Origin of the sequence: Bacteroides helcogenes P 36-108 (assembly GCF_000186225.1) — a bacterium.
Taxonomy (GTDB): Bacteria; Bacteroidota; Bacteroidia; order Bacteroidales; family Bacteroidaceae; genus Bacteroides; species Bacteroides helcogenes.
The window spans coordinates 1742582-1768589 of the sequence record NC_014933.1 but is presented as its reverse complement, the minus strand read 5'-3'; the positions used below and the strand labels follow the sequence as shown (position 1 = coordinate 1768589).

The following is a 26008-nucleotide window of genomic DNA, read 5'->3' as shown; positions in this document are numbered from 1 at the left end:
TCGATGATGAAAGATAAACAAGGAAAGGAAATGAACCGCCGCAAGTTCCTGAAAACATTGGGAACTGGAGCAGCCGTCACCACTGCCGCCCTGTACGGATGCGGCGGGAAACAACAGAATACAATAACCGGAAGCACCTCCGCCGAAGGCGAAGTGCCCACGGACAAGATGACCTACCGCACCACCCCCAGTACGGGCGACAAAGTATCTTTGCTGGGTTACGGATGCATGCGACTACCGACTGTAAGCAAGCCCGGTGACGGAAAGAACGATGACGAGATAGACCAGGAAACAGTAAACAGGTTGACGGACTATGCTCTGGCACATGGAATAAACTACTTCGATACATCTCCGGCTTACTGCAAAGGGCGTTCGGAACATGCCATGGGCATCGCCCTGAGCCGCCATCCGCGCAACAGTTATTACATCGCCACCAAACTCTCCAACTTCTCGCCCGACACGTGGAGTCATGACAGTTCGCTGGCCATGTACCGCAACTCTTTCAAGGAGCTGAAGGTGGACTATATAGACTACCTCCTGCTGCACGGCATCGGCATGGGAGGCATGGAAGCCCTCAAAGGACGCTACCTGGACAACGGCATGCTCGATTTTCTTCTGAGCGAGCGTAAAGCCGGACACATCCGCAACCTCGGCTTCTCCTACCACGGAGACATCGAAGTGTTCGACTACCTGCTTTCACGGCACGACGAGCTGAAATGGGACTTCGTACAAATACAGTTGAACTATGTGGACTGGCATCATGCCGCGGAGACAAACCCGCGAAACACGGATGCCGAATATCTTTACAACGAACTCGTCAAGCGAGGCATCCCCGCCGTCATCATGGAACCCTTGCTGGGCGGACGCCTGTCCAATGTGCCCACCCATATCGTATCGCGCCTGAAGCAACGTGAACCGGACGGCAGTGTGGCTTCATGGGCATTCCGCTTTGCCGGCTCCTGGCCCGATGTGCTGACCGTATTGAGTGGCATGACCTACATGGAGCACTTGCAGGACAACCTACGCACCTATTCGCCCCTGAAGTCGCTGACCGATGAGGAAAAAGCTTTCCTGGAAGAGACGGCGCAGTTGATGCTGAAATATCCCACCGTACCCTGCACCGGCTGCAAGTATTGCATGCCCTGCCCCTACGGAATCGACATTCCTTCCATCCTGCAACATTACAACAAATGCGTAAACGAAGGAAATGTACCCAAAAGTGACCAAGATGAAGGATACAGCCAGGCTCGTCGTGCTTTCCTCGTGGGCTACGACCGGAGCGTACCCCGCCTGCGTCAGGCAAACCATTGCATCGGATGCAACCAGTGCGCGGTTCATTGCCCGCAGAACATCAAGATACCCGATGAACTGCACCGCATAGACAGCTTTGTGGAACAACTGAAACAAGGTACTTTATAAAAGGTAATCAAACTAAAAAATTACAGTGTTATGGAAACTACAATAAAACTTTACTCGTTGAATTACAACAATATCAAGACCTATCTGACGGCCGCATTGTTCATCTTGGGCAATATGGCTTTACCCCAACTGTTCCATCTTGTGCCTCAGGGCGGAATGACTTGGCTGCCTATCTATTTTTTCACTCTGACAGGCGCCTATAAGTACGGCTGGAAGGTGGGAATGCTCACTGCTATCGCCTCGCCCATTGCCAACTCGCTGCTTTTCGGAATGCCTATGCCCGTGGTAATGCCGGCCATCCTATTGAAATCCGTACTGCTGGCTGCTGCCGCCGGATTTGCGGCCCGGCGTTTCCGGCGTGTATCAATACCTATCCTGTTTGCCGTAGTCATGGTCTATCAGGTAGTGGGCACGTTAGGAGAGTGGGCCATGATAGGAGATTTACGCAGGGCAGCACAGGACTTCCGCATCGGACTGCCGGGCATGGTTCTCCAGATCGTAGGCGGGTGGCTGTTCATCAAGTATTTAATCCGCAAGTAAATGGAATTCTATGAATGCTTCAAGTCTTCTTGGTAGAGGCTTGAAGCATTCGTGAAAAGGTACAACATGAAAAACATCATAGAGAAAATAGAACAAACCTATCCCATATCAGATGAAGCGATGAAAGCACTGCTGGCCGAGATGCAGGAAAAGCATTATGCCAAAGGGACATGCATCGTGCAGTCAGGAATCATTGACCGATCCATCTACTTTATAGAAGAAGGCATTGCCCGTTCCGTCTTCCACCATAACGGAATGGACACCACCACTTGGTTCAGTAAGGAAGGAGACATTACCTTCGGAATGGATTCCCTATACTACAACAAGCCATCCATTGAGGATATTGAGGCATTGACTGACTGCACCATATATGCCATCCATATCAACCGCCTGAATGCACTCTACGAAAAGCATATCGACATAGCCAACTGGGGACGGATTCTTCATCAAAATGTAAACAAAGAATTGAGCCACCTCTTTGTAGAGAGACTTCAACTGCCTCCTAAAGAACGTTATGAGAGATTCATGCAACGCTATCCGGGACTCATCAACAGGGTGAAATTGAAATATGTAGCAGCCTTCCTCGGTATCTCCATCTATACCTTGAGCCGCATCCGTGCCCAAAAATAAGAATGTTTTTTGCTTTTAGGCAAAAGAATATCTCTATGTAATCCCTACCTTTGCCGACTGATGAAAAAGTAATAATAACCTTAATATTTTTAGCATGTTTCAAAGTTCCTCTTCTGTTTTTACAGACAGCAAACCTCACTATCAGCTCCTTGATGGATTAAGAGGGGTAGCTGCTTTAATGGTAATCTGGTATCACATTTTCGAAGGGTTCGCCACAAGTCCTCTTGACCAAAGTTTCAACCACGGATATATGGCAGTGGATTTCTTCTTCATCCTATCGGGATTTGTCATTGGGTATGCATATGACGACCGTTGGAAAAAAATGAAGATGACAGATTTCTTCAAGCGACGTTTGATACGCCTGCATCCCATGGTAATCATGGGAGCCATCTTAGGCCTGATTACTTACTGCATTCAAGGCTGTGTACAATGGGACGGCACTCATATAGGCACATCAATGATTCTGCTATCCTTTTTGCTCACCCTTTTCTTAATACCTGTGTTACCCGGAGCCGGAGCCGAAGTACGCGGAAACGGTGAAATGTACCCACTGAATGGTCCTAATTGGTCACTCTTCTTTGAATATATCGGAAACCTGATGTACGCCTTATTCATTCATCGGATGTCCACCAAGGCATTGAAAATATTAGTTGTATTGCTGGGTATCGGTCTGGCCACTTTTGCCATCACCAACGGATCTGGTTACGGGCACATGGGAGTAGGCTGGACACTGGCGGACAACAATCTGCTGGGTGGTTTCTTGCGGATGTCATTCTCCTACGCAGCCGGATTGCTGATGTCACGCAATTTCAAGCCAATCAAAGTGAGAGGAGCTTTCTGGATTTGCACATTGGTACTTTTTGCCCTATTCGCCGTACCCCATATAGGTGGAGAAGAAGCTCTGTGGATGAACGGACTATATGATACAGTTTGCATTCTTTTCGTGTTTCCGGCATTGGTATTCTTAGCCGCTTCGGACAGCACTACCGACAAAGCTTCTTCCTCACTTTCAAAACTTCTCGGTGACATTTCTTATCCTCTCTACGTAGTGCACTATCCTTTCATGTACTTATTCTACGCCTGGTTGTGGAAAGACGGGCTCAGCTTCGAAGCCGCTTGGCCCGTGGCAGCAGGTATCTTCTTCGGGAATATCTTGCTGGCTTATATTGTGCTGAAAATGTACGATGAACCTATCAGAAAATATCTGGCACGCCATTGTCTGAAAAAAAGTAACTTGACGGAAAAATAGAATGAATCTTTAACAAATAATCTAATAACGAATTATGGATTACAAGAAAATATGGATAGCAGGCATTGCCTGCACATGTATTGCAGGCTCCCTCACAGCCCAAGAGACTGATTTTGACTTATCAGCCCAACGATCGGAAATACAAAATGTTTCAGTTGTTCCGGGGAAGAAAATAGATCATCAGGGAATCATCATCAATCCCACTCCTCAGCAAATGACCCTTGACAAAAACAACCGGCTGGATATATCCGGCGGATTGATGTTGAATGATAAACAGCATAAGTTTGAATCTGACTTAAATTTCGTCAAGTTACAGAAGAAAGGGATAAAACTGGATATCAACTTCGGCATAAAGGCAGCCGGCAAGCAAGGAGTGAAAGCCATGTCAGGAGCCTATTCCCTCACAATCGGAGAAAAAGGCATTTCCATCGTAGGCTATGATGAAAGAGGAGCCTTCTATGGCATACAGACCTTACGCCAACTGACGGAAAGCTCGGCAACCAATGGAAACAAATTACCCTATCTTACCATCAACGACTATCCCGACCTGCCCAATCGTGGAGTGGTTGAAGGATTCTACGGAACGCCTTGGTCACATGCCGTACGATTGTCTTTGATAGATTTCTACGGTAAATTCAAGATGAACACCTACCTGTATGGTCCCAAAGACGATCCCTATCACAGCAGTCCCAACTGGCGGCTTCCTTATCCGAAAGAAGAGACCAAGAACATACAAGAACTGGTACAAGCCTGCCAACGCAACCGTGTGGACTTTGTATGGGCCATCCATCCGGGAAAGGACATCAAATGGAATGAGGAGGACTATCAGAATCTTATCAATAAACTAAACTGGATGTATGACTTAGGAGTACGCGCTTTTGCCGTTTTCTTCGATGACATTGAGGGCGAAGGGACAAATCCTCTGAAGCAGACTGAACTGCTGAACCGCCTGCATGATGACTTTGCAAAAGTGAAAGGTGACATCTCCTCGCTAACCGTCTGTCCTACCGACTACTCCAAACTTTGGGCAAATCCTACACCCCAAGGCAGCCTTGCCATCTACGGCAAAGCCCTGAATCCGGACATCAAAGTGTTCTGGACAGGAGATGTGGTATGCAGTGATCTGACCCGTGAAACCTTGAACTGGGTAAACTCGCGCATACAACGCCCGGCTTACTATTGGTGGAACTACCCCGTAACCGACTATGTGCGCCACATCATCCTGCAAGGTCCGGTATATGGACTGGACACTACACTCACCGCTAAAGAAACCTGCGGCCTCATCAGCAATCCTATGGAACACGGTGAAGCCTCCAAGTTAGCCCTTTATGGAGTGGCAGACTACGCTTGGAATGTGGCTGACTACAACCCGATAGACAACTGGGAAAGAGGTTTAGGCGAATTGGCTCCCAAAGCAAAAGAAGCCTACCGTACCTTCGCCATCCACTCTTCTGACACAGAAAATGGTTACCGACGGGATGAATCATGGGAAACAAAGACATTCCGTTTAACCAACTGGACCGATGAGGCTGCCCAAGCCTTACAGCAAGAATTTGAAAGAGTAGAAAAAGCCCCCATCGAGATGGAGAAGCATTGTACCAACCAAGCTTTGCTCAATGAACTTCGCCCGTGGCTAAAAGAATTCGGCAAGCTGGGCAGTAGAGGAAGATGTGCATTGGAACTGGCACGGCAGTACCGTTCCAACCAAGATAACGCTACATTCTGGAAAAATTTTGTAAGTAATAGGATGAATGAAAAAGACCGGAAAGCGTATGAAGCACATAAATCGGGCACAATGAAACTCCAACCCTTCTATGAAGATATCATGGACGACATGTCATACGAATTCTTCAAAAAGCTGACCGGAAAAATTCCGATGGACTATAAAGGTATCGGTTCATTTGGAAATTCCAACACCATTCAAACCAAGCTAATGCTGGACAAGGACACTACAACCTATTACACCTCGGGTATCGGTCAGAAAGCCAATGACTGGATAGGAGTTGATTTGAGAGCCATTCGTTCAGTATCAGAAATAGCCATCCGCCAAGGAAGAAATTCAGTAGATGACGTGGACTATTTTGACCATGCCGTACTGGAATATTCAGAAGACGGAAAAAATTGGCATCAACTCACTGAAGAACTGAGCAAACAATATGTTATCCATTGGAAAGGAAATGCAGTAAAAGCCCGTTATGTCCGTTTGAAAAGACTGGACTCCCAACGTACAAATTACGCATCTGTGCGCACATTCGAAGTAAATCCTCTTCGGGTAAGCAATTTAGGATTCCGGCTGAATGCAGACAATGCTCAAGAAGCTTTACTGGCCTTTGACAATAATCCAAACTCTTCCTTCACCATGAGAGACAGCTTGGTATTTGAAGTACCTCAAGGCATCAAAAGCTATGTTTTGCTACTCAACCGACCTGCAGAATGCTTAAAACTGAAACAGCTTGACACAAAAGGTATTTTGGTATCTGAAATATCCATCACATCTCCTTTTACAAAAATTGAGTTAGCCCCAAATACCACAGAAATAAAAATAGAAGGAATGGCAGAAATAGTAGAAATCATAGCTAATCCTCAGTAAATAAAGAATTTCAATTAAAGTAGTATATTACCACAGACCGCATACTTAATCCACGGGCACTGTATTCTATTCTCCCAGAATAAATACAGTGCCCGAAAATAAGTCAAGAATCCGTCCGGACATACCTTTCATCATCTCGCCACCAAATTCTTCGCCTTTACAGGATAATTAGTAGTAATAAAATCCACTTTCAGATTATTCATTTGGCTGATTTGTTCCATCTTATCTACAGTCCACACATTTACTTTCATGCCCAGCCTGTGGGCTTCTTCAATCCATTCGGGCCTTTCTGCCAAAATTTTTACGTGATAATCTATACCGTTAATACCTTTATCTTTGAGATTTTCAGGAGAAATATCACCATTCAAATAAGCTATTTCTGATTCCGGAGTCAGCTTCACTAATCGTTCACAAATATTCATGCTGAACGAAATATACTCCACTTGTTTCTCCATATTCATCTCCTTCACTTTGCGTACCACGATGTCTGTCGCATCATTTTCTTCCGCTTCCGTCCTGTGGGGCTTGATTTCCAATATCAATTGGATGCCGGGCAAAGTCTTGCCTACCTTCAAATAATCATCCAATAAAGAAAGCTTCTCACCGTTCTTCAATCTAATATTTTTCAAATCACCATAAGTGACATCACCAATCATCATGCCATTAATGCTATCATCATGATTAACCACCACATTTCTATCCTTTGTCAACTGCACATCAAACTCCGAGCCATAAATTCCGACCTCTGCCGCTTTCTGCAAAGAAGTGATGGAATTCTGAGCAGAGCCTTCACATTTCCAATATCCACGATGCGCAATAATTCGGGATTGGGCTCGCGCGCCCAGAGTAACCGTACACAACAGAGCATAAACAACAATCATTCCATTCAGTTTCATAATCTATCCCCTATTAAATTTTAAATAAAAACCATTCTTACCCTTATACTAAAGTCTTATTCCATATCTATCTGATAAAGAAACGCCATTCAGATTATTACAACCACAAAAATAATCAAGAATTGCCTTATTGCAAAATAATCGCTCACCCCCTCACCAACATCCGTGTGCAAAAGTAGATTTATGAGATTACAACCGAACTGCTATTCCGTTACATTAAGGTTTCAGAGGATGAGACATAAGAATGCAAACATTCCATTTTGCCGTCTCCCAAAAAGCCATTAACTTTGCGAACAAATTCTTAGACATGTCTTACGAGAGAAAAATCATCAATGATCCGGTTTTCGGATTCATTAATATACCAAAGGGGTTGCTGTATGATATTGTACGGCATCCCCTTTTGCAACGCCTCACCCGCATCAAGCAATTAGGATTGTCATCCGTAGTATATCCCGGCGCACAGCACACACGATTCCAGCATTCACTGGGTGCTTTCTACTTGATGAGCGAGGCTATCCAACAACTCACAGCCAAAGGTAATTTCATCTTCGACAGCGAAGCGGAAGCCGTTCAGGCAGCCATCCTGATGCACGATATCGGACACGGTCCCTTCTCCCATGTACTCGAAGACACCATTGTAAAAGGCGTGTCACACGAGGATATTTCTCTGATGCTAATGGAACGCATCAACAAAGAGATGAATGGACAACTGACACTTGCCATCCAGATATTCAAGGACGAATATCCCAAACGTTTCCTGCACCAATTGGTAAGCGGCCAACTGGATATGGATCGCTTGGACTACTTGCGCCGCGACAGTTTTTATACCGGAGTGACGGAAGGCAACATCGGCTCTGCCCGCATCATCAAGATGCTCGACGTAAAGGACGACCATCTTGTGATAGAATCCAAAGGTATCTACTCTATCGAGAATTTTCTTACCGCCCGCCGCTTGATGTACTGGCAGGTGTATCTGCATAAGACTTCCGTCGCTTACGAAAAGATGCTTATCAGTACACTGCTGCGTGCCAAAGAACTGGCGGGTAAGGGCGTAGAATTGTTCGCACCGCCTGCACTGCGATTCTTCCTATACAATGACATCAACCGGGATACATTCTATAATAATCCCAAATGTTTGGAGAACTATATCCAGCTCGACGATAACGACATCTGGACAGCCCTGAAAGTATGGAGTACCCATGTGGACAAAGTTCTTTCAAACCTAAGCCTGAGCATGATCAACCGTAACATCTTCAAAGTAGAGATTTCCACAGAACCTTTTAGCGAGGAACGAAAAAAAAACCTGATGCAACAAATCAGCGAACAGTTGGAAATTCCCCTCCCCGAAGCGAGATACTTCATTGCTACCCCAAGCATCGAAAAGAACATGTATGATGCGGCAGATGACAGCATAGATATTCTATACAACGACGGGGACATTAAGAATATCGCCGAAGCCTCGGATATGCTCAACATTTCTCTCTTGTCCAAAAAAGTAAAAAAATACTACCTATGCTACCAACGTTTGCATAGATAAGTATAAAATATTCATCTCATGACAAGGATATATAAAAAAAAAGTCCGTTATTTGTGTCTTGAAACCATCTAACAATAATAGAAAAATGGAGTTTTCTGCTAAACAAATTGCAACATTTATCCAAGGAGAAATTGTTGGAGACGAGAACGCAACCGTCCATACCTTTGCTAAAATCGAAGAAGGAATACCGGGAGCCATCTCCTTTCTATCCAATCCTAAATATACCTCTTACATATACGAAACTCAAGCAAGCATTGTATTGGTAAACAAGGATTTCATGCCTGAGCAGGAAATAAAAGCCACTCTGATAAAAGTGGACAATGCCTATGAAAGTCTTGCAAAGCTGCTGAATCTTTATGAACAAAGTAAACCCAAACGGGTAGGCATTGATCCATTAGCCTTTGTTTCCGAAACAGCCAAAATAGGCAAAGATGTTTACATATCCCCTTTTGCTTGCATAGGTGATTATGCCGAAGTAGGAGACAATACGGTAATTCATCCGCATGCAACCATCGGCAGTGGTGCAAAAGTGGGAAGCAATTGTATTATTTATGCCAATGTCACCATCTACCATGACTGCCGCATAGGCAATCATTGCATCCTGCATGCAGGCAGCGTCATCGGAGCAGACGGATTCGGTTTTGCCCCTACCCCGCAAGGCTATGAAAAAATTCCCCAAATCGGTATCGTAATCCTGGAAGACAACGTGGAGATAGGTGCAAACACTTGTGTGGATCGTGCCACAATGGGAGCCACCATCATACATAGTGGCGTAAAGTTGGACAATCTGATACAAGTGGCACATAATGACGAAATCGGCTCTCACACAGTAATGGCGGCACAAGTGGGAATTGCCGGTTCCACAAAAATCGGCGAATGGTGTATGTTTGGAGGTCAAGTTGGTATCGCCGGACATATCCATATCGGAGACAAAGTAAATCTCGGTGCGCAATCGGGCATTCCCGGTAGCATCAAAGAAGGTAGCCAACTGATCGGAACCCCTCCGATGGAACTGAAACAATATTTCAAGGCTTCCATAGCACAACGCAGCCTGCCCGACATGCAAAAAGAGTTACGCCAGCTCCGTAAAGAATTAAATGAGATAAAACAACAATTAAATAAGTAACCAATGTTGAAACAAAAGACTCTAAAAGATAGTTTTTCACTCAGTGGAAAAGGTCTTCATACGGGGCTTGACCTAACCGTTACTTTTAATCCGGCTCCGGATAATCACGGATATAAAATCCAGCGCATTGATATGGAAGGACAGCCCCTTATCGATGCAGTGGCCGATAACGTAACCGAGACTACCCGTGGCACTGTACTTTCTAAAAACGGAATAAAGGTAAGTACCGTAGAACATGGTATGGCAGCCCTTTATGCATTGGGTATAGACAACTGTCTGATACAGGTCAACGGTCCTGAATTCCCAATTTTGGACGGAAGCGCCCAATATTATGTCAACGAAATTGAACGTGTGGGTACTATAGAGCAGAATGCCGTAAAGGATTTCTATATTATCAAATCAAAAATTGAATTCCGTGATGAAACGACAGGGTCTTCCATTATCGTTCTACCGGACGAGAATTTCAGCCTGAACGTACTGGTTTCTTACGACTCATCCATTATCCCCAACCAATTTGCGACTTTGGAAGATATGAAGAAATTCAAAGACGAAATAGCTGCCAGCCGTACTTTCGTTTTTGTACGCGAGATTGAACCTTTGTTGCAAGCCGGACTTATCAAAGGTGGGGATCTGGACAATGCCATCGTAATCTACGAGCGCGAAATGTCACAAGAGAATTATGACAAATTAGCTGATGTAATGGGTGTTCCCCATATGGATGCCAGCCAATTGGGCTACATCAATCATAAGCCACTGGTATGGCCTAATGAGTGTGCCCGCCACAAACTGCTTGATGTCATAGGCGACTTGGCTCTGATTGGCAAGCCTATCAAGGGACGTATCATTGCTACCCGCCCCGGACATACTATCAACAACAAGTTTGCGCGCCAGATGCGCAAGGAAATCCGCCTGCACGAAATTCAAGCTCCGACTTACGACTGCAGCCGCGAACCTATCATGGATGTGAACCGCATCCGTGAACTGCTGCCTCACCGCTATCCTTTCCAACTGGTGGACAAAGTCATTGAAATTGGCGCCAACTACATCGTAGGTATAAAAAATGTAACAGGCAACGAACCTTTCTTTCAGGGACACTTTCCGCAAGAGCCCGTAATGCCCGGTGTATTACAAGTAGAAGCAATGGCACAGACCGGTGGTTTATTAGTCTTGAATTCCGTAGATGAACCGGAACGATACTCCACTTATTTTATGAAGATTGACGGTGTGAAGTTCCGCCAAAAAGTAGTACCGGGCGATACTCTGATTTTCCGTGTAGAACTGATGTCACCCATACGCCGTGGAATTTCTACAATGAAAGGCTATGTTTTCGTAGGTGAGAAAGTAGTCTGTGAAGCAGAGTTTATGGCTCAAATAGTTAAGAACAAATAATTATAAGCATGATAAGTCCCTTAGCGTATATTCATCCCGAAGCTAAAATCGGGGAAAACGTAGAGATTGCTCCTTTTGTTTTCATCGACAAGAATGTGGTAATCGGCGATAACAACATAATTATGGCAAATGCCAACATTCTGTACGGCGCACGCATCGGCAATGGAAATACCATCTTTCCGGGAGCTGTTATCGGTGCTATTCCTCAGGATTTGAAATTTAACGGAGAGGAAACAACAGCCGAAGTTGGCGACAACAACATCATTCGTGAAAACGTAACCATCAACCGCGGTACGGCAGCCAAAGGCAAAACGATTGTAGGCAGCAACAACCTGTTGATGGAAAGTGTCCACGTAGCACATGATGCCCTGATTGGCAATGGTTGTATTATAGGCAACTCTACCAAGATGGCAGGTGAAATAGTGATTGACGACAATTCCATTGTCAGTGCCAATGTACTGATGCATCAATTCTGTCGTATAGGGGGGTACGGAATGATACAGGGCGGATGTCGGTTCAGCAAAGACATACCACCATACATCATTGCCGGACGTGAGCCCATCTGTTATGCAGGAATCAATATCGTGGGATTGCGACGCCGTGGTTTCTCCAACGAAACAATAGAAACCATACATAATGCATACCGCATCATCTACCAGAGTGGACTCAACAATACAGACGCCCTGAAAAAGATTGAGGATGAAATGGAAATGACACCCGAAATAAGCTATATTGTAAACTTCATACGTGAATCAGCCCGCGGTATTATTCCAGCAGGCAAATAAAAAAGACAACATCATGATATACAGATTTACAATCATCTCAGACGAAGTGGACGATTTTGTCAGAGAAATACAAATTGACCCGGAAGCCACTTTTTATGATTTCCATCAGGCGATTTTAAAATCAGCAGGCTATACAGACGACCAAATGACTTCTTTCTTCATCTGTGATGACGATTGGGAAAAAGAAAAGGAAATCACTTTGGAAGAAATGGATGATAATCCGGAAATGGACAGTTGGGTTATGAAAGAAACCCAACTCAATGAACTGATTGAAGATGAAAAACAAAAGTTACTTTATGTGTTTGACTATATGACAGAACGCTGCTTTTTCATAGAACTGTCAGAGATTATCACCGGAAAAGAAATGCAAGGCGCCAAATGCACTAAAAAAGAAGGTGAAGCTCCCAAGCAGACCGTTGATTTTGAAGAAATGGCAGCAGCCGGTGGTTCCCTCGACTTAGGAGAAAACTTCTATGGCGACCAAGACTTCGATATGGAAGACTTTGATAAGGAAGGATTCAGCGGTTTTGACGATGGTGCAACCGATGCTCCTTACGAAGAGGACAAATACTAAAAAACTTTATTCAACGTCTTATATTTAGGCACGGACTACACAGGTTTCACGGATACTTCAAACCGTGTATTTCCGTGTAATCCGTGCCTAAACCATTATCAGCCAACATGCACACCCTTATTGTACTTATCGGCCCTACCGGAGTTGGAAAAACAGAACTAAGCCTTCGATTGGCAAAGCAATTTCATACTTGTATCATCTCTGCCGATTCGAGGCAGCTTTATACAGACCTGAAGATAGGTACAGCTACTCCTACACCGGAACAACGGCAACAGGTAGAACATCACTTTGTCGGCACTTTGAATCTTACGGATTATTACAGTGCCGCCCAGTACGAGACGGAGGTACTTGAGCTTCTGAATACTTTATTCATCAAACAGAATGTCGTATTACTGACCGGAGGCTCTATGATGTATATAGATGCTGTTTGTAAAGGAATTGACGACATCCCCACCATAGATGCCGACACCCGCCAACTGATGCTGCAAAGATATGAAACTGAAGGCTTGGAGAAATTATGTGCGGAACTCAGGCTATTGGATCCTGAATACTATAAAATTGTGGATCTGAAGAATCCCAAACGTATAATCCACGCTTTGGAAATCTGCTATATGACAGGAAAGACCTACACCTCTTTCCGAATCAGGCAGAAGAAAGAACGTCCGTTCCGAATCATCAAAATTGGTCTGACCCGTGACCGTGAAGAACTTTATGACCGCATCAATCGCCGGGTGGATCAAATGATAGAAGACGGATTAGTAGAAGAAGTCCGCCGGGTATCTCCTTACAGGGCTCTGAACTCACTGAATACGGTAGGATATAAAGAAATATTCAAATATCTTGACGGTGAATGGCCTTTATCCTTTGCTATTGACAAAATCAAGCAGAACTCCCGCATCTATTCGCGTAAACAGATGACCTGGTTCAAACGGGATAAAGAAATTTGTTGGTTTCATCCGGAACAAGAAACTGAAATACTGAAATATATCGGTAATGCCATCAAATAAGAAACTGCCACTATATATGAATATAGATAAACACATCGTAAAAACAGTCAGCATTCTGCTCTTTATTTTTTGCAGTATGGGAAGCCGGGCTACTACGGCAGACAAGCCTTATTCCTATTACTTCAAGCAGATAGGCATAAATGAAAGGTTGTCGCAATCCAGGGTACAGGCCGTACTCAGTGATCACAAAGGCTATCTATGGATTGGCACTCAGTCCGGTCTGAACCGCTATGACCGGAATATGCTTACTCAATATTCCGACAGTAAAGAGCAGATGCTTCCTTCCAACGACATCCTCTTTATCACCGAAGATGCCCTGTTCAATCTTTGGGTAGCTACCGGTAAAGGTATCTGTTTATACGACCGTTCAAATGACCGATTCACTCCGGTACTGGTGAATGACCGGAAGCTGCTTATCAGTTCATATCTGCTTACCGAGCAAGGAATAATGTTGGCAAGCAATAAAGCCATTTACCTGTACGACTATGCTACTCGAAAAATCAACTTGCTGCAGGCATTGCCCGAACATAAGCAAAACCATTATCTTTGCAAAATGATACGCTATGACAAACAGCGCATATTGATAAATACGGGTTATCAAGTCTTCTTTTTCAATCAAAAGAATCATACAGTAGAAACGGTTCCATTTCTCAAAGCAGAGACATATACCACTGTTTACATGGATTCAGAAAAGCGTCTGTGGGCAAGTAAATTCGGTGGCGGACTTTGCTGCTACAAAGACGGAGTGCTGCAACGGGAATTTAATACCAGTAACTCAAAGCTCACTTATGACGTGGTATATGATATTGTAGAGAAAGACAATCAACTTTGGATTGTGACTGATGGAGGTGGAGTAAATATCATCTCACTGAAAAATTATGCCATCGACGCCATACAGCAGACTCAGGATGACTTGCGCTCCCTGCCAACCAATGCCTTCTTCCGCATTTATAAAGACCCTTCCGAAAATATCTGGTTAGGAAGCATACGAAGTGGACTTATTGGTGTGCGTGAAGTATATGCACGCTCTTACCGAAATGTCCCCTTCGGTAACCGCTATGGCCTTAGCAATCAAACCATCAACAGTTTCTTTCAAGACAGTGATGGTTTCATCTGGATCGGCACGGACGGTGGCGGTATCAACCGATTTGAACCGCTTAGCGGAACCTTTGTACATTATCCGTCCACTCAATATGAGAAAGTAGTATCCATTGTAGAATATTCATCCCAAGAATTGCTCTACTTCTCTTATAATAAAGGAATTTTCATCTTCAACAAAAAGAACGGGCAAAAACGTCCCTTTATCCTGATAGACCGGGACACAAATGACCGTAATTGCATCAGTGGCTTTTCCACCAATATACTACGCATCGCAAAAAACAAAATTCTATTCAGCGGACTAAATCTTTATATCTATGACATGGATACTCGCAAGTTCTCTATCGCCCACTCCGAAAATACATACTTCATCAATAATACGCCCTTGTTTCTGAGCACAGAAGATAACAAAACTTATTTATCCACACAGTCTGGAATAGGTGTATATGATTCCAATACAGACAAATTCTCCACACTATTCGAAGCTCCCTACCTCACGAATGACGCATGCATAGATTGTAAAGGAATATTCTGGCTGGCAACCACCGAAGGTATCTTACGCTACAATCCGGTGACCAAACAACACACACACATACAAACAGATCTTTTTAAGGAAGCTACTTCCATCATTGCCGACAGAAACGGAAGAATATGGATAGGAACCCGCCAAAGCTTGTTCATCTATTCCACCCAAACAAAGAAATTTACGATCTTGGGAGAAACGGATGGAGTATTACCCAACGAATACCTATTTCATGCTGCTATGATAGACCGCACAGGAAATATCTTGATGGGAGGTACGGCAGGTATGAGTATCATTCATCCAAGCATACGCTTCAATACAGCCAGCCAGCAGACCATCGAATTACTCGATGTGCTGCTTAACGGTCAACCCGTCCCTTTAAAAGACGATCTTCAGAATGGAATTGACACCATTGAAATTCCCTGGAACTTCAGCTCACTCCAGTTGAAGGTATTGCTCAATGAAAAGGATGTATTCAGAAAAAGCCACTTCCGCTTCAAGATAGACGGGCTTAATCAGAGATTTGCAAACACAGCGTCCAACTCTTTCAGCATCAACTATCTGCCGGTAGGTAAATACACAATCACTTCTTCTTTCTATGGACAGGACACGGGGTGGAGTGCAGAACAAAATCTGCTGCTCATCATTGTCACCCCTCCTTGGTGGAGAACACCTTGGAGTTATACACTCCTTATCTTATGCATCTTCACGAGTGTTTATTTCGTCAACCGGTATTTTACCAATAAAAGAAAAACAGCCCAAGCTTATGAGATAGAAAAAATCAAAAACAAGAGCAATGAGGAAAAGGTCACATTTCTTACCAATATAAGCCATGAATTGCGCACCCCACTCACACTGATCTGTACTCCACTGAAACGGATCATTGACCAGAACGTACACAATGAAGAAGAAAACGAACAATTAACCGCCATTTACCGGCAGGCCATGCAAATGAATGAAATCATTGATATGGCTCTGGATGTGAGGAAATTGGAAGAAGGGAAAGAGATTCTGCACATAAAATCATATCTATTAAACGAATGGATAATGGAAGTTGCCCAAAAATTCATGGAGGAATTTAAACAAAAGAACATCAAACTTCAGTTCCACCTGGATAATCACATAGAGTCAGTGCCTTTTGACAAGGACAAATGCAACTTTGTTTTGTCCAATTTCTTGATGAACGCCTTAAAATTTAGTGAAAGTGGCACAACCACCAAGATCTCGACACAATTATCTGCTGACGGGAAACAGGTCAGTGTATCTGTAAGTGACCAAGGCATCGGGCTGAAGGGAGTGGATATGAATTCCCTTTTCACCGAGTTCTATCAAGGGTTCCATGACAAAGGAGGAAGCGGTATCGGGCTGGCTTATTCCAAACGTTTGATCACACTGCACAAAGGCAATATTCATGCCATGCCAAATCCCGGTCGAGGCTCTACTTTCCGTTTTGAACTACCACTCAAACAAGAAGAGAAACAAGAGAAAAACAACGAGGAAGCAAGTGCGTACCTGACTTATCCCGACATGAAAAAAACTATCTCCTTTTCTACATTTTCACATCTTTCCATCCTCATAGTAGAAGATACCCCGGATCTGCTGAACTACATGCAGAAGACAATGAAAGAATACTTTGCCTGTACTTACATTGCCAAAGACGGCAAAAGAGGACTGGAACAAGCCATGAACAAACTCCCCGACATAATAGTAACCGATATGATGATGCCCAACATGAACGGATTGGAACTATGCCATGAAATAAAGCAAAACCTGAGGATAAGCCATATTCCTGTCATTCTGCTCACAGCATACAGCAATCAGGAAAACATGTACGAAAGTTATAAAACCGGAGCAGACGCTTTTTTATCGAAACCTTTTGATATGAATACCTTATTGGCACTCATAGCCAACCAGATAAACATACGCGAACAGATTAAAGCCAGATATCAAGGACAATCTGAAGTATTACCCACACTGCAGGAAACCAGTTTCAGCAATGCAGATGAAACTTTCCTTCTAAAGCTTAATAAACTAATCAACGATAACATAGCAAATCCTGAAATGGACGTCAGCTTCCTGGCGAGTAACTTGTGCATCAGCCGTTCTTTACTATATAACAAGGTAAAATCACTCACCGGAATGAGCAGCATAGATTACATTAATCAGATGCGCATTGAAAAAGCCATAACACTTATGAAAACTTCCACTCTGACACTGACTGAAATATCAGAACAGACCGGATTTTCCACTTTACGATACTTCAGCAAAATGTTCAAAAACATTAAAGGCATTATTCCGTCCGAATATAAGAAAGGACTTGATCTCTAAAGCATAGCCAGGCACAGGCTATGTCTATCAACAAAATAAGAAAGGGGTGCACTCCTTAAAAGTGCAGCCCCCTCAATTATACTAATCAGCAAATCTTTATACCTGTGCTACCGCTTCAGGTTCGGATTCAACGCACTGTCACTGGCCGGATAAGGTGCATAAATCATATTATCATTCCAACCTTCAGTTATCTCGATTTCCTCCTTGGCGGTAATAGGCTTACCGTCCTGTTCGCCAACCACAATCGCAGCATTGGCCTTTCTCAACTCAAAGGCATTTTTCAGTGTGTTCAGGCGAAGCTGGTCGGCACGGCGAGTTACCAAAGCACACCAGTTACCGGCAATTTCCCATCCATGTTCCATTGCCACAGCATCGGCAAAATCGGCATCACTCGGCATTGGAGCATTGTATCCTGCACGGTCACGAACACGTTTCAGACACTCTTTAGCCATCGCATTAGGAGTCCCATCGCCACGGGCCTGTGCCTCTGCATACCACAACAAGACTTCAGAATAACGGATAATCCGATGACGCGCACCATTTATCATATTACCGCTTGCAGGCTTGGTATAGTCATAATCGGCATAATCAGCGCCATAATCATAAGTGGCATTTGCAGCGCCTACCAAGAATATGCAGAATTGCGGATGGTACACAGCCACACATTTATTGCCATCCTTATCTAAATCATACCAATTTACCAAATTGCCGTCAGCTTTATTTCCCAAAAGGATTTTCTTGCTGTAAGTACCATCTTTACGTGCACCTTCAGGCATATTCTTCCAGAAATTGATTTCCCCCAAGCCATCATTCCAACCGGCTCCTTGAGTCAATTGGCAAGCTGTAAGTTGTGAGCCTTCTGTTCCCCATCCGCCCAATTTGTTATAAGAAATGCCTACCACGGTTTCTTTCGAGTAGTTGTGACTCGGCGCATATACCTTGCTGTAATCTTCCTCAAGAATAAACTTATAGGTAGCATTTGCATCGATCACAGCCTTGGCCTGTGCAGCCGCCAATTTATAATATTCAGTCCCCTTGTTCAAAGGATAACCCGCCATTGCCATGTAAACAGCCGCCAAAGTAGCTTGAGAAGCCTGCTTGGTAATATAGATATCGGCGCCATAAGCGGCACGGGGAGTAGCAGAATAAGAAGCAGGCAAAATGCTGATGCAGTCCGTCAGATCTTTTACAATAGCCGCATACACATCTTCAACCGAAGTTAAAGGAGTATCGTATTTGATTTCAGTACTTTCTACCAGAGGAAGCGGTCCGAATATGCGCACCAAAGTGAAGTAGCTGTATGCTCTCCAATACTTTGCCTGTCCTGTTGCAATGTTGATTTCCTCTTGGGCAGTCGGAGTCTTTGCCGCATTTTCAAGCACATAGTTACAAGCCTTTATCAAATTGTAATGCTGTTTCCAGCAAGACTCCAAACCTTTATTCGAATCCCCCGGATGAGAACGGTCAAATTCTCTATATGCATCCTTATTGCTGGCCGGATGAGTCGTAAGATCATCACCCTGCCATTGAGGAATCTGCATATTGGTGTAGGCCTGCGTAGCATCTACTTGGGCATACAAAGCATACACCGACATATCCAATTCTTTCTGATTGGTGAAGAAAGTCTGGGGAGTAAGCTGCCCCTTGGGATCTTCAGTCAAATAATCACTGCATGATGTGGTGAACAGTGTACTCGCCAACACACATCCCATTAATATTTTGCTTTTCATTTTTAGTCTGTTTAGATGTTTTAGAAATTCAGTTTTACTCCAAAAGTAAATGTTCTGGGAGTAGGATAAGCACCCAGGTCAATGCCATTGTTTACATCCACATTGGCGGAAGAAAAGGATGTGCTTGCAGGGTCCATCCCTTTATATCCGGTGATAGTGAACAAATTCTGTGCACTGACATAAAGTCTGATATCTGCAAATTTTGTAATCTTTCTGGAGAAATTATAAGCCAAGGTAATGTTCTCCATGCGTACATAGTCCGCCTTCTCCAGCCACTGCGTAGATTCACCGCGAGTGACATTTGTAGAACTGGTCAAAGACGCATATTCCGCACCTGCTCCCATCTTATCGAATCCTTTATAATAAGCATCTTTCAGAGTGATGAACTTAGAGGGTCCCACTTGAGAAGCCATCTCGAAACGTACCAAGTTGAGTTTCTTAGCACCAAAAGCTCCACTCATAAAGATATTCAGATCCCAATTCTTCCAGGAGATCTGATTATTCCATCCGAGAGTCACATCCGGTGTAGATTTACCTATCACTTTACGGTCGGCGGAAGTGATTTCTTTATCACCATCCAAGTCTTCATAAACATTATCTCCCTTGCTGTCAATGCCTGTCCAAACATAACCATAGAAAGCACCGATGGATTCACCGGGGATAACCCGGTTCACCTCTGTCACAAGACCGGAAGCAGGGGTAGTGCCGGAAATAAAGTCGTCACCGGATAAAGAGACTACCTTATTCTTCAAATAAGTCAGATTCAAAGTAGAGTTCCAATTGAAGTCCTTGCCGTCAATGATACGACCAGTCAAGCTCAAATCAATACCCTTGTTGCTGATTTCGCCGGCATTCACCCAATAGCTACCGCCACCATTGTAGTTAGGAATAGTTTTCTGTAACAAAGCATTGTCCGTACGGCGGTTGAAGTAGTCGAAAGATATATCCAGACGTCTGTTAAACAAAGACACCTCAAAGCCCAAGTCGAGTTGTTTTGTCTTCTCCCAAGTTACATCCGGCGTGGCCAGTGAAGAAGACCAGTAACCGGCATACTGCTGTGTACCTCCAAAGTAAGTATTAGTGCCACTCAACAAGCCTAGTGTACTATAAGAGCCAATGGCCTGGCTGCCGACAACACCATAACTGGCACGAATTTTCACATTCTGAACAGCTTGCTGATCCTTCATGAACTCCTCATTGCTCATGTTCCAGGCCACAGCTACCGAAGGGAAGTACCCCCATTTATTTTTGCTGAACTTAGAAGAACCATCGGCACGGATAGTACCGGTTACCAAATACTTGTCATCGTAGTTATACATAGCACGGCCTACACCGGAAAGCAATGTCCACTTGCTATAACTGTTGCCTACCGAAGGATTGGACCCAATGCCCAGATTCCACCACCCTACACTTTCTACCGCCAAATTCTTGGTAGAAGCATTGATTGATCTGTATTCTGCCTGTGAAGCCTCCCAAACACCGGTTGCAGTCAGGCCATGCTTGCCCCATTTACCGGTATAAGTCAAATTGTTAGAGCTTTGCAACATCATGTGATAATTGTCATTATTGGCGGCTGAACTGGTGGTAAACACACGGATTGTAGCGTAAGAATACCCCTTTCCATCGTAATAATCAACGCCGTTGGTGGTAGAGAAAGTCAATCCGGGAAGAATCTTAAAACGCAAGTCGATCATACCGTTCACATAGTTTTTCAATGATTCACCGGCCTGCAATGTCACCACTCCTTTCGGATTGTCCTGGATAGAGTTATAAGGATCTCTATTATAATTTCCGTTGGCATCCATCATCTCCATGGTGGGCGAATAAATGTTGCTCAGCAATACAATATTTCCTCCACCGGCCCCGGTATCCACAGTGTTGGTAACTCCGTGCGATACATTGACATCAGCCGTCAAGTGAAGCCAAGGAGTCACATCGGACGTAATGTTGCCTCTTACCTGATAACGCTTGTCATTGGACCCGTAAATCAAACCTTTCTGATTCATGTAGTTGGCAGACAAATAATATTGAGTCTTTTCATTACCGTCGGAGATAGCCAATTTATAATTTTCAGTAATGCCCGTACGGAACAGTTCGTTATGCCAGTTGATGCCCTGTGTGCCATTCTTATATCCCGCCATTTCCGCTTCCGTAAAGGCATTGGGATTCATAGCCTCACGATAGGCTGTGGCATATTCATAGGCATCCAGTACGTCATATTGTTTATACACGCTGCCGATGCCCACCGATGCGTCCAAAGAAATCACTTTCTGGTTGACTTTACCGGTCTTGGTGGTAATCAGAATGACACCGTTGGAACCACGGGAGCCGTAGATAGCAGTAGAAGAAGCGTCCTTCAGCACCTGCATGGACTGAATGTCGTCGGGATTGATACCCGTCAGGCCGTTTTCACGGACTATGCCATCCACAACATAAAGCGGATCGTTGCTGCGGTTGATGGAAGAAGAACCGCGCACACGAATCTTCACCGCACCTCCGGGAGCTCCCGAATTATCCACCTGCACACCTGCCACACGTCCCTGCAATGTCTGAGACACCTGAGTGACAGGCTGGTCACGGAATGCTTTATTGTCCATCACCGATACAGAACCGGCCAAATCGGCTTTCTTCACTGCACCATAACCCACAACAATAACTTCGTCCAAAGTTTTGGAATCTTCTTCAAGAACGATTCTGAGTTCCTTTTGTCCTTCCACTTTTACATTGATCGTAGTATATCCTATGAAAGAGACTGTCAGAGTGGAATTCGCCGGAACCGACAAAGAAAAACGCCCGTCCAAATCGGTAACAGTACCATTTTGGCCACCAGCAGTTTTAGAAAGAACTGTTGCACCGATAATCGGCTCTCCCGTCTTGTCCACAACAATCCCTTTCACATTCTGTGCTTGCTGTTGAACAAAATTAATTTCATCGTTTGCAATAGTTTCATAAGTTGAAGCGTTCAGCCCCGTACAGAGCAAAGTACCCGCCCCTAATGCCAACATAAGTTGTTTGCGCCACTGGGTAGAAAAACATTGCCCTAAAGATTGATGTTTCTTCATAATAAATGATTAATTTAATTGGTTATTCAATCGACATAGAAAACGATATTTGTAGTGCATCCTTTTCTTAAAGTCAATTAACTTATGCCGACAAAATTAAATCAATACCAACAAATGAAGGTACACAAATCACTAAAAACAAGTGCACAAATCAACAAATGAAGCAACTTAACCATTATTAGAGCTAAAGGTAGCGATTATTGGAACCGAAAAGCAGCAAGTAACAGACGTGAATCAAAGCTACTATAAAACATTATTAAAAGCAGACAGAGCAAGCTGTTCCAGAATGAAGTAAAGTTCCCGCAATTCCTTTTTGGGTATATTCCTTTGCTTCCGCCATCTTTCTAATGCAAGCAATGAATGTCTGAAAATTTCTCCTTCGGAGGGAGCTAACTTCTGCATATATCCCGTCCGTTCCGCATTATACAATTTTTCCCAATTAAGATACCGGTCAGTCCCCATTCCCTGCTTATAACAAAAGACCTTGTCAGCGAGATATATAGATCGGAATGAAACAGCCTCCATTTTCTTATTGGGTTCTTTATTTCTTCACCCATTCTTTCAGTTTGGCCCGGATAATTCCTTGCCCATATCCAGACCATACGTGCAGTAGTTTTCCTTCCGGTGAAATGATGACATAATGAGGAATACCCCTGATGCCATAGTGCATATAGATACCGTTAGTACCTTTCAAATCATTGACATTTACCCAAGTCATTTTTTCCGCTTCCGAAGCTTTTTCCCATAAAGATTTACTGTCGGTACTGATACTCACAATTACCAGATCGTCTTTCCAAGCTTCTGCCATTTCCTTCATTTCGGGCATTGCCATGCGGCACGGGCCACAACCATAACTCCAGAAATCAAGCAGCAAATACTTCCCTTTGTAGTCCGAAAGATGGTGTATCGTTCCTTGCAAATCAAACAAGTCGGCATCTACCAGCGCATCCCCTACTTTGACCGTCTTTGGGGGATATAATTGAGTGGTGATTTGTTTGCCAATCTCCGTCTCACGAAGCTCGGAAGGCATTCTTTGATAAAGTGCACGCACTTCCTCTGTATAGGGGAAATCTGCTCCAAAAGAGACGAAAGCGCTGAAAGTTTCCATCCTGTCTATCCAAGCGTCATTTATGGGCATATCTTTCATAATCCGGATTTCTTCTTTCACGATGAGCCTCTGAATGGAATCCGTTTGTGGATGCAATACGTTGCGTATGCTATCTCTCAAAGCCGCTTTTTCATCCGCCGATTCCGAATGGTCTACTCTATTCCATAAGGCACAGGTGACAGCTTGAAGAGATTGTTGTACGTCCATATCCTTGCGGGTGGCATTGATAAACTGATTTTGGTATTGCTGTTCGGGGATGGCACTCTCCACAATCCATGTACGCAGCAGTTTATTGCTGCCGCTTACTTTGACGGATTGCCGGGGGGCGATGTAGATATCCAACCATGTATTGGGGAATCCATCTCCTTTTCCCATCAGCATTATCCGTTCGGTTTGTTGGTTTGCCGGCTCTATATTGAAAAGAAAGGTACTGTTTCGTACTGTGTCAACAGCCACATTCTCCATCACTCTTCCGTTTTTTCTTGAGAGGGTCAAGACAGTGCCGTCCGGCAATCCTTTTACTGTTCCTTGAATGGAGCATTTTTCCTGTGCCTGAAAAGGTAAAGCCAACAGAAAGATTCCTACGGATAATAGGTGTTTCTTTTTCATGATATTTATTGTTATGTGTGTGCAAAAGTAATGTTTTCTTTTACACACACATTATAGAACTTTTGTTTTTTACAGTTTCTCCCTACTCATCTACCGATTTGCCATTCACGGCATCAGCCGCCGCACCAGCAGAAACGGCCGGTTTCTTCAGGTCAACAAGAATCACCCCGTTCTTTCCCTTCTCGCCATAGACTTCAACGGCCGATTCCCCCTTCAGCACAGATATGCTTGCTATCTTATCCGCATCAAGAGCTTTCAGATAACCGCCTTCCACTTCTTTGCCATCAATGATGACAAGCGGCGAAGCCGATTCTTCTTTTCCTTGAAACCTAAGCGTGACCGGTATCTTAAAGTCTGGCAACCTAAAAATGACCGGTATCGTAAATTTTGTACTGACCGCCTTTCCTTCACGCATCGCCGGCTTCCACTTCGGCATGGCACTTACTACACGGACAGCCTCGGCATCAAGTTCAGCCCCGGCCGAATTAACCACTTCCGGATAAGTGACATTGCCTTCCTCGTCAATAATCATCTGCACTACGACACGCCCTTGCGCTCCCGCCTCTTGAGCGACTTTAGGGTAACGGATGTTTTTGCCAAGATACTCCATTATCCCGGACATGCCTCCGGGGAATTCGGGTGCAGCATCAAACGTGCCGTCGTTTTCGTTCACAACTGTAAGAATTTTCCCTTCGGTTTTATAGCCTATCACAATAACAGAATCGGCTCTGTCAACCAGCACCGGTACTAACTTCGGCCTCAATGTATCTTCCGGCAATACACTTTCCACCGCTTTTGCTTCTATAATTTCCGCCAAATCATTAACTTTGACGGCCGAAAAGCTCTCTGTCTTCTCGGAGACTTCGGGACGGGCAAAGGCAGTGACTGCAATCGCTGCCAACGGAAGCACATAAAGGTACTTCAGACGTGCCCACGGATTTGATTTTTCTTTTAACATCATAGTGATACGTTTTTTAAGTGAACTGTGATTAAAGCTGTTGGCCATAGAGTAGAGCCTTGTGCCAACGGCTTTTTTTATTAATAATAATTGATATTGCTTGGCATTGACTCCTCCTTTTATTACTGTTTCGTCAGCCTCGTATTCATGGATATTCTGCAATTCCTGCTTCAGCAGCCATGATGCCGGATTAAACCATTGGAAAAAGATACAGATATCCGCCAGTAGCAGATCCCATGAGTGATGCCGGCAGATATGCGCCCATTCGTGCAACAGTATCTCACGACCGTTCTCGTCAAGATCCTTCCGCGAAACGACAATGAACTTCATCCAACTGAAAGGTGCGATATCTTGCCCGTGCACCAACAGCACAGCATTCTTTCCACAGGGCAGATAATGTCCGATGTCCTCACGATGGCATGACTTCAACAGCAATGACAAGCGTAGCAACGAATAAAGGTTGCAAAGAACAAAGAATACTATGCCCGCCACATAGAGCAGCAATATGCCCTCCGCCCCGGTCACCGGCGGCCTTTGGACCGCATCTGCCGTTTCGGTCGCGGTGTCGGCCATCATCAGCAGTTGTTCCAGTGTCAGTATCGTCTGATGCACTTCGACAGGTTTCCGTATGCTGACCTCTGCCAGAGGAAGCAGGTACGAGAGCAGCAACAGCCCTAACAGAGCAAAACGGTTGAAGCGATGAAACGTTTCCCTGGCCAGCAGCAAGCGGTAAAACAAGTAAAATGCCGCCAGACAGACAGAAGACTTGAGTATATATACGAAGAATAATCCCATAAACTACGTCATTTTGAGTTTTCATTATCGGACAACAAAGGCACATCTGCAGAAC

The 26008-nt window shown here is 44.3% G+C and carries 17 protein-coding genes; 12 read left to right on the top strand and 5 right to left on the bottom strand.

Annotation, left to right across the window (positions count from 1 at the left end):
• The first annotated feature begins 6 nt into the window (after positions 1-6).
• The 5 genes from BACHE_RS06985 to BACHE_RS06965 all read left to right on the top strand — a co-directional run bounded on the left by BACHE_RS06985 (position 7) and on the right by BACHE_RS06965 (position 6428).
• Positions 7-1419: an aldo/keto reductase gene (locus BACHE_RS06985; protein ID WP_013546992.1), complete on the top strand. Its 1413-nt coding sequence runs from the start codon at positions 7-9 to the stop codon at positions 1417-1419.
• 30 nt (positions 1420-1449) lie between these two features.
• Positions 1450-1959 (top strand): hypothetical protein, encoded by a 510-nt coding sequence (locus BACHE_RS06980; protein WP_013546991.1) that lies wholly within the window; start codon positions 1450-1452, stop codon positions 1957-1959.
• 66 nt (positions 1960-2025) lie between these two features.
• Positions 2026-2589, top strand: a complete 564-nt coding sequence (locus BACHE_RS06975; RefSeq protein ID WP_013546990.1) for a Crp/Fnr family transcriptional regulator — start codon at positions 2026-2028, stop codon at positions 2587-2589.
• 94 nt (positions 2590-2683) lie between these two features.
• Positions 2684-3838, top strand: a complete 1155-nt coding sequence (locus tag BACHE_RS06970; RefSeq protein WP_013546989.1) for an acyltransferase family protein — start codon at positions 2684-2686, stop codon at positions 3836-3838.
• A gap of 34 nt (positions 3839-3872) precedes the next feature.
• Positions 3873-6428, top strand: a complete 2556-nt coding sequence (locus tag BACHE_RS06965; protein WP_013546988.1) for a glycoside hydrolase family 84 protein — start codon at positions 3873-3875, stop codon at positions 6426-6428.
• 131 nt (positions 6429-6559) lie between these two features.
• On the opposite strand, the gene BACHE_RS06960 is transcribed toward BACHE_RS06965, so the two are convergent.
• Positions 6560-7324 carry a glycerophosphodiester phosphodiesterase gene (locus BACHE_RS06960; protein ID WP_013546987.1) on the bottom strand — a complete coding sequence of 255 codons (765 nt, stop codon included), beginning with the start codon at positions 7322-7324 and terminating at the stop codon, positions 6560-6562.
• Between the two features lie 307 nt (positions 7325-7631).
• Here BACHE_RS06960 and BACHE_RS06955 point away from each other — a divergent pair, with 307 nt between their 5' ends.
• From BACHE_RS06955 to BACHE_RS06925, 7 genes are all read left to right on the top strand, one after another.
• Positions 7632-8861: an HD domain-containing protein gene (locus BACHE_RS06955; RefSeq protein ID WP_013546986.1), complete on the top strand. Its 1230-nt coding sequence runs from the start codon at positions 7632-7634 to the stop codon at positions 8859-8861.
• Between the two features lie 85 nt (positions 8862-8946).
• Positions 8947-9987, top strand: coding sequence for a UDP-3-O-(3-hydroxymyristoyl)glucosamine N-acyltransferase (lpxD, locus tag BACHE_RS06950; RefSeq protein ID WP_013546985.1), 1041 nt, complete (start codon positions 8947-8949; stop codon positions 9985-9987).
• Positions 9988-9990: 3 nt separating this feature from the next.
• Positions 9991-11376, top strand: a complete 1386-nt coding sequence (locus tag BACHE_RS06945; protein ID WP_013546984.1) for a bifunctional UDP-3-O-[3-hydroxymyristoyl] N-acetylglucosamine deacetylase/3-hydroxyacyl-ACP dehydratase — start codon at positions 9991-9993, stop codon at positions 11374-11376.
• A gap of 8 nt (positions 11377-11384) precedes the next feature.
• Entirely contained in the window at positions 11385-12161 is a 777-nt protein-coding gene (lpxA, locus tag BACHE_RS06940; protein WP_013546983.1) for an acyl-ACP--UDP-N-acetylglucosamine O-acyltransferase, read from the top strand.
• Positions 12162-12174: 13 nt separating this feature from the next.
• Positions 12175-12735, top strand: coding sequence for an IS1096 element passenger TnpR family protein (locus BACHE_RS06935; RefSeq protein WP_013546982.1), 561 nt, complete (start codon positions 12175-12177; stop codon positions 12733-12735).
• A 107-nt stretch (positions 12736-12842) separates the two neighbouring features.
• Complete coding sequence (miaA, locus tag BACHE_RS06930; protein WP_013546981.1) at positions 12843-13742, top strand: tRNA (adenosine(37)-N6)-dimethylallyltransferase MiaA; 900 nt, start codon at positions 12843-12845, stop codon at positions 13740-13742.
• A 16-nt stretch (positions 13743-13758) separates the two neighbouring features.
• Positions 13759-17691 carry a hybrid sensor histidine kinase/response regulator transcription factor gene (locus tag BACHE_RS06925; protein ID WP_013546980.1) on the top strand — a complete coding sequence of 1311 codons (3933 nt, stop codon included), beginning with the start codon at positions 13759-13761 and terminating at the stop codon, positions 17689-17691.
• A 107-nt stretch (positions 17692-17798) separates the two neighbouring features.
• On the opposite strand, the gene BACHE_RS06920 is transcribed toward BACHE_RS06925, so the two are convergent.
• The 4 genes from BACHE_RS06920 to BACHE_RS06900 all read right to left on the bottom strand — a co-directional run bounded on the left by BACHE_RS06920 (position 17799) and on the right by BACHE_RS06900 (position 25953).
• On the bottom strand, positions 17799-19421 hold the full coding sequence (locus BACHE_RS06920; RefSeq protein WP_013546979.1) for a RagB/SusD family nutrient uptake outer membrane protein: 1623 nt from the start codon (positions 19419-19421) through the stop codon (positions 17799-17801).
• A 20-nt stretch (positions 19422-19441) separates the two neighbouring features.
• Positions 19442-22483 carry a SusC/RagA family TonB-linked outer membrane protein gene (locus tag BACHE_RS06915; protein ID WP_013546978.1) on the bottom strand — a complete coding sequence of 1014 codons (3042 nt, stop codon included), beginning with the start codon at positions 22481-22483 and terminating at the stop codon, positions 19442-19444.
• Positions 22484-23024: 541 nt separating this feature from the next.
• Positions 23025-24200 (bottom strand): TlpA disulfide reductase family protein, encoded by a 1176-nt coding sequence (locus tag BACHE_RS06905; RefSeq protein ID WP_013546977.1) that lies wholly within the window; start codon positions 24198-24200, stop codon positions 23025-23027.
• An 82-nt stretch (positions 24201-24282) separates the two neighbouring features.
• Positions 24283-25953, bottom strand: coding sequence for a M56 family metallopeptidase (locus tag BACHE_RS06900; RefSeq protein ID WP_013546976.1), 1671 nt, complete (start codon positions 25951-25953; stop codon positions 24283-24285).
• Positions 25954-26008 lie beyond the last annotated feature (55 nt).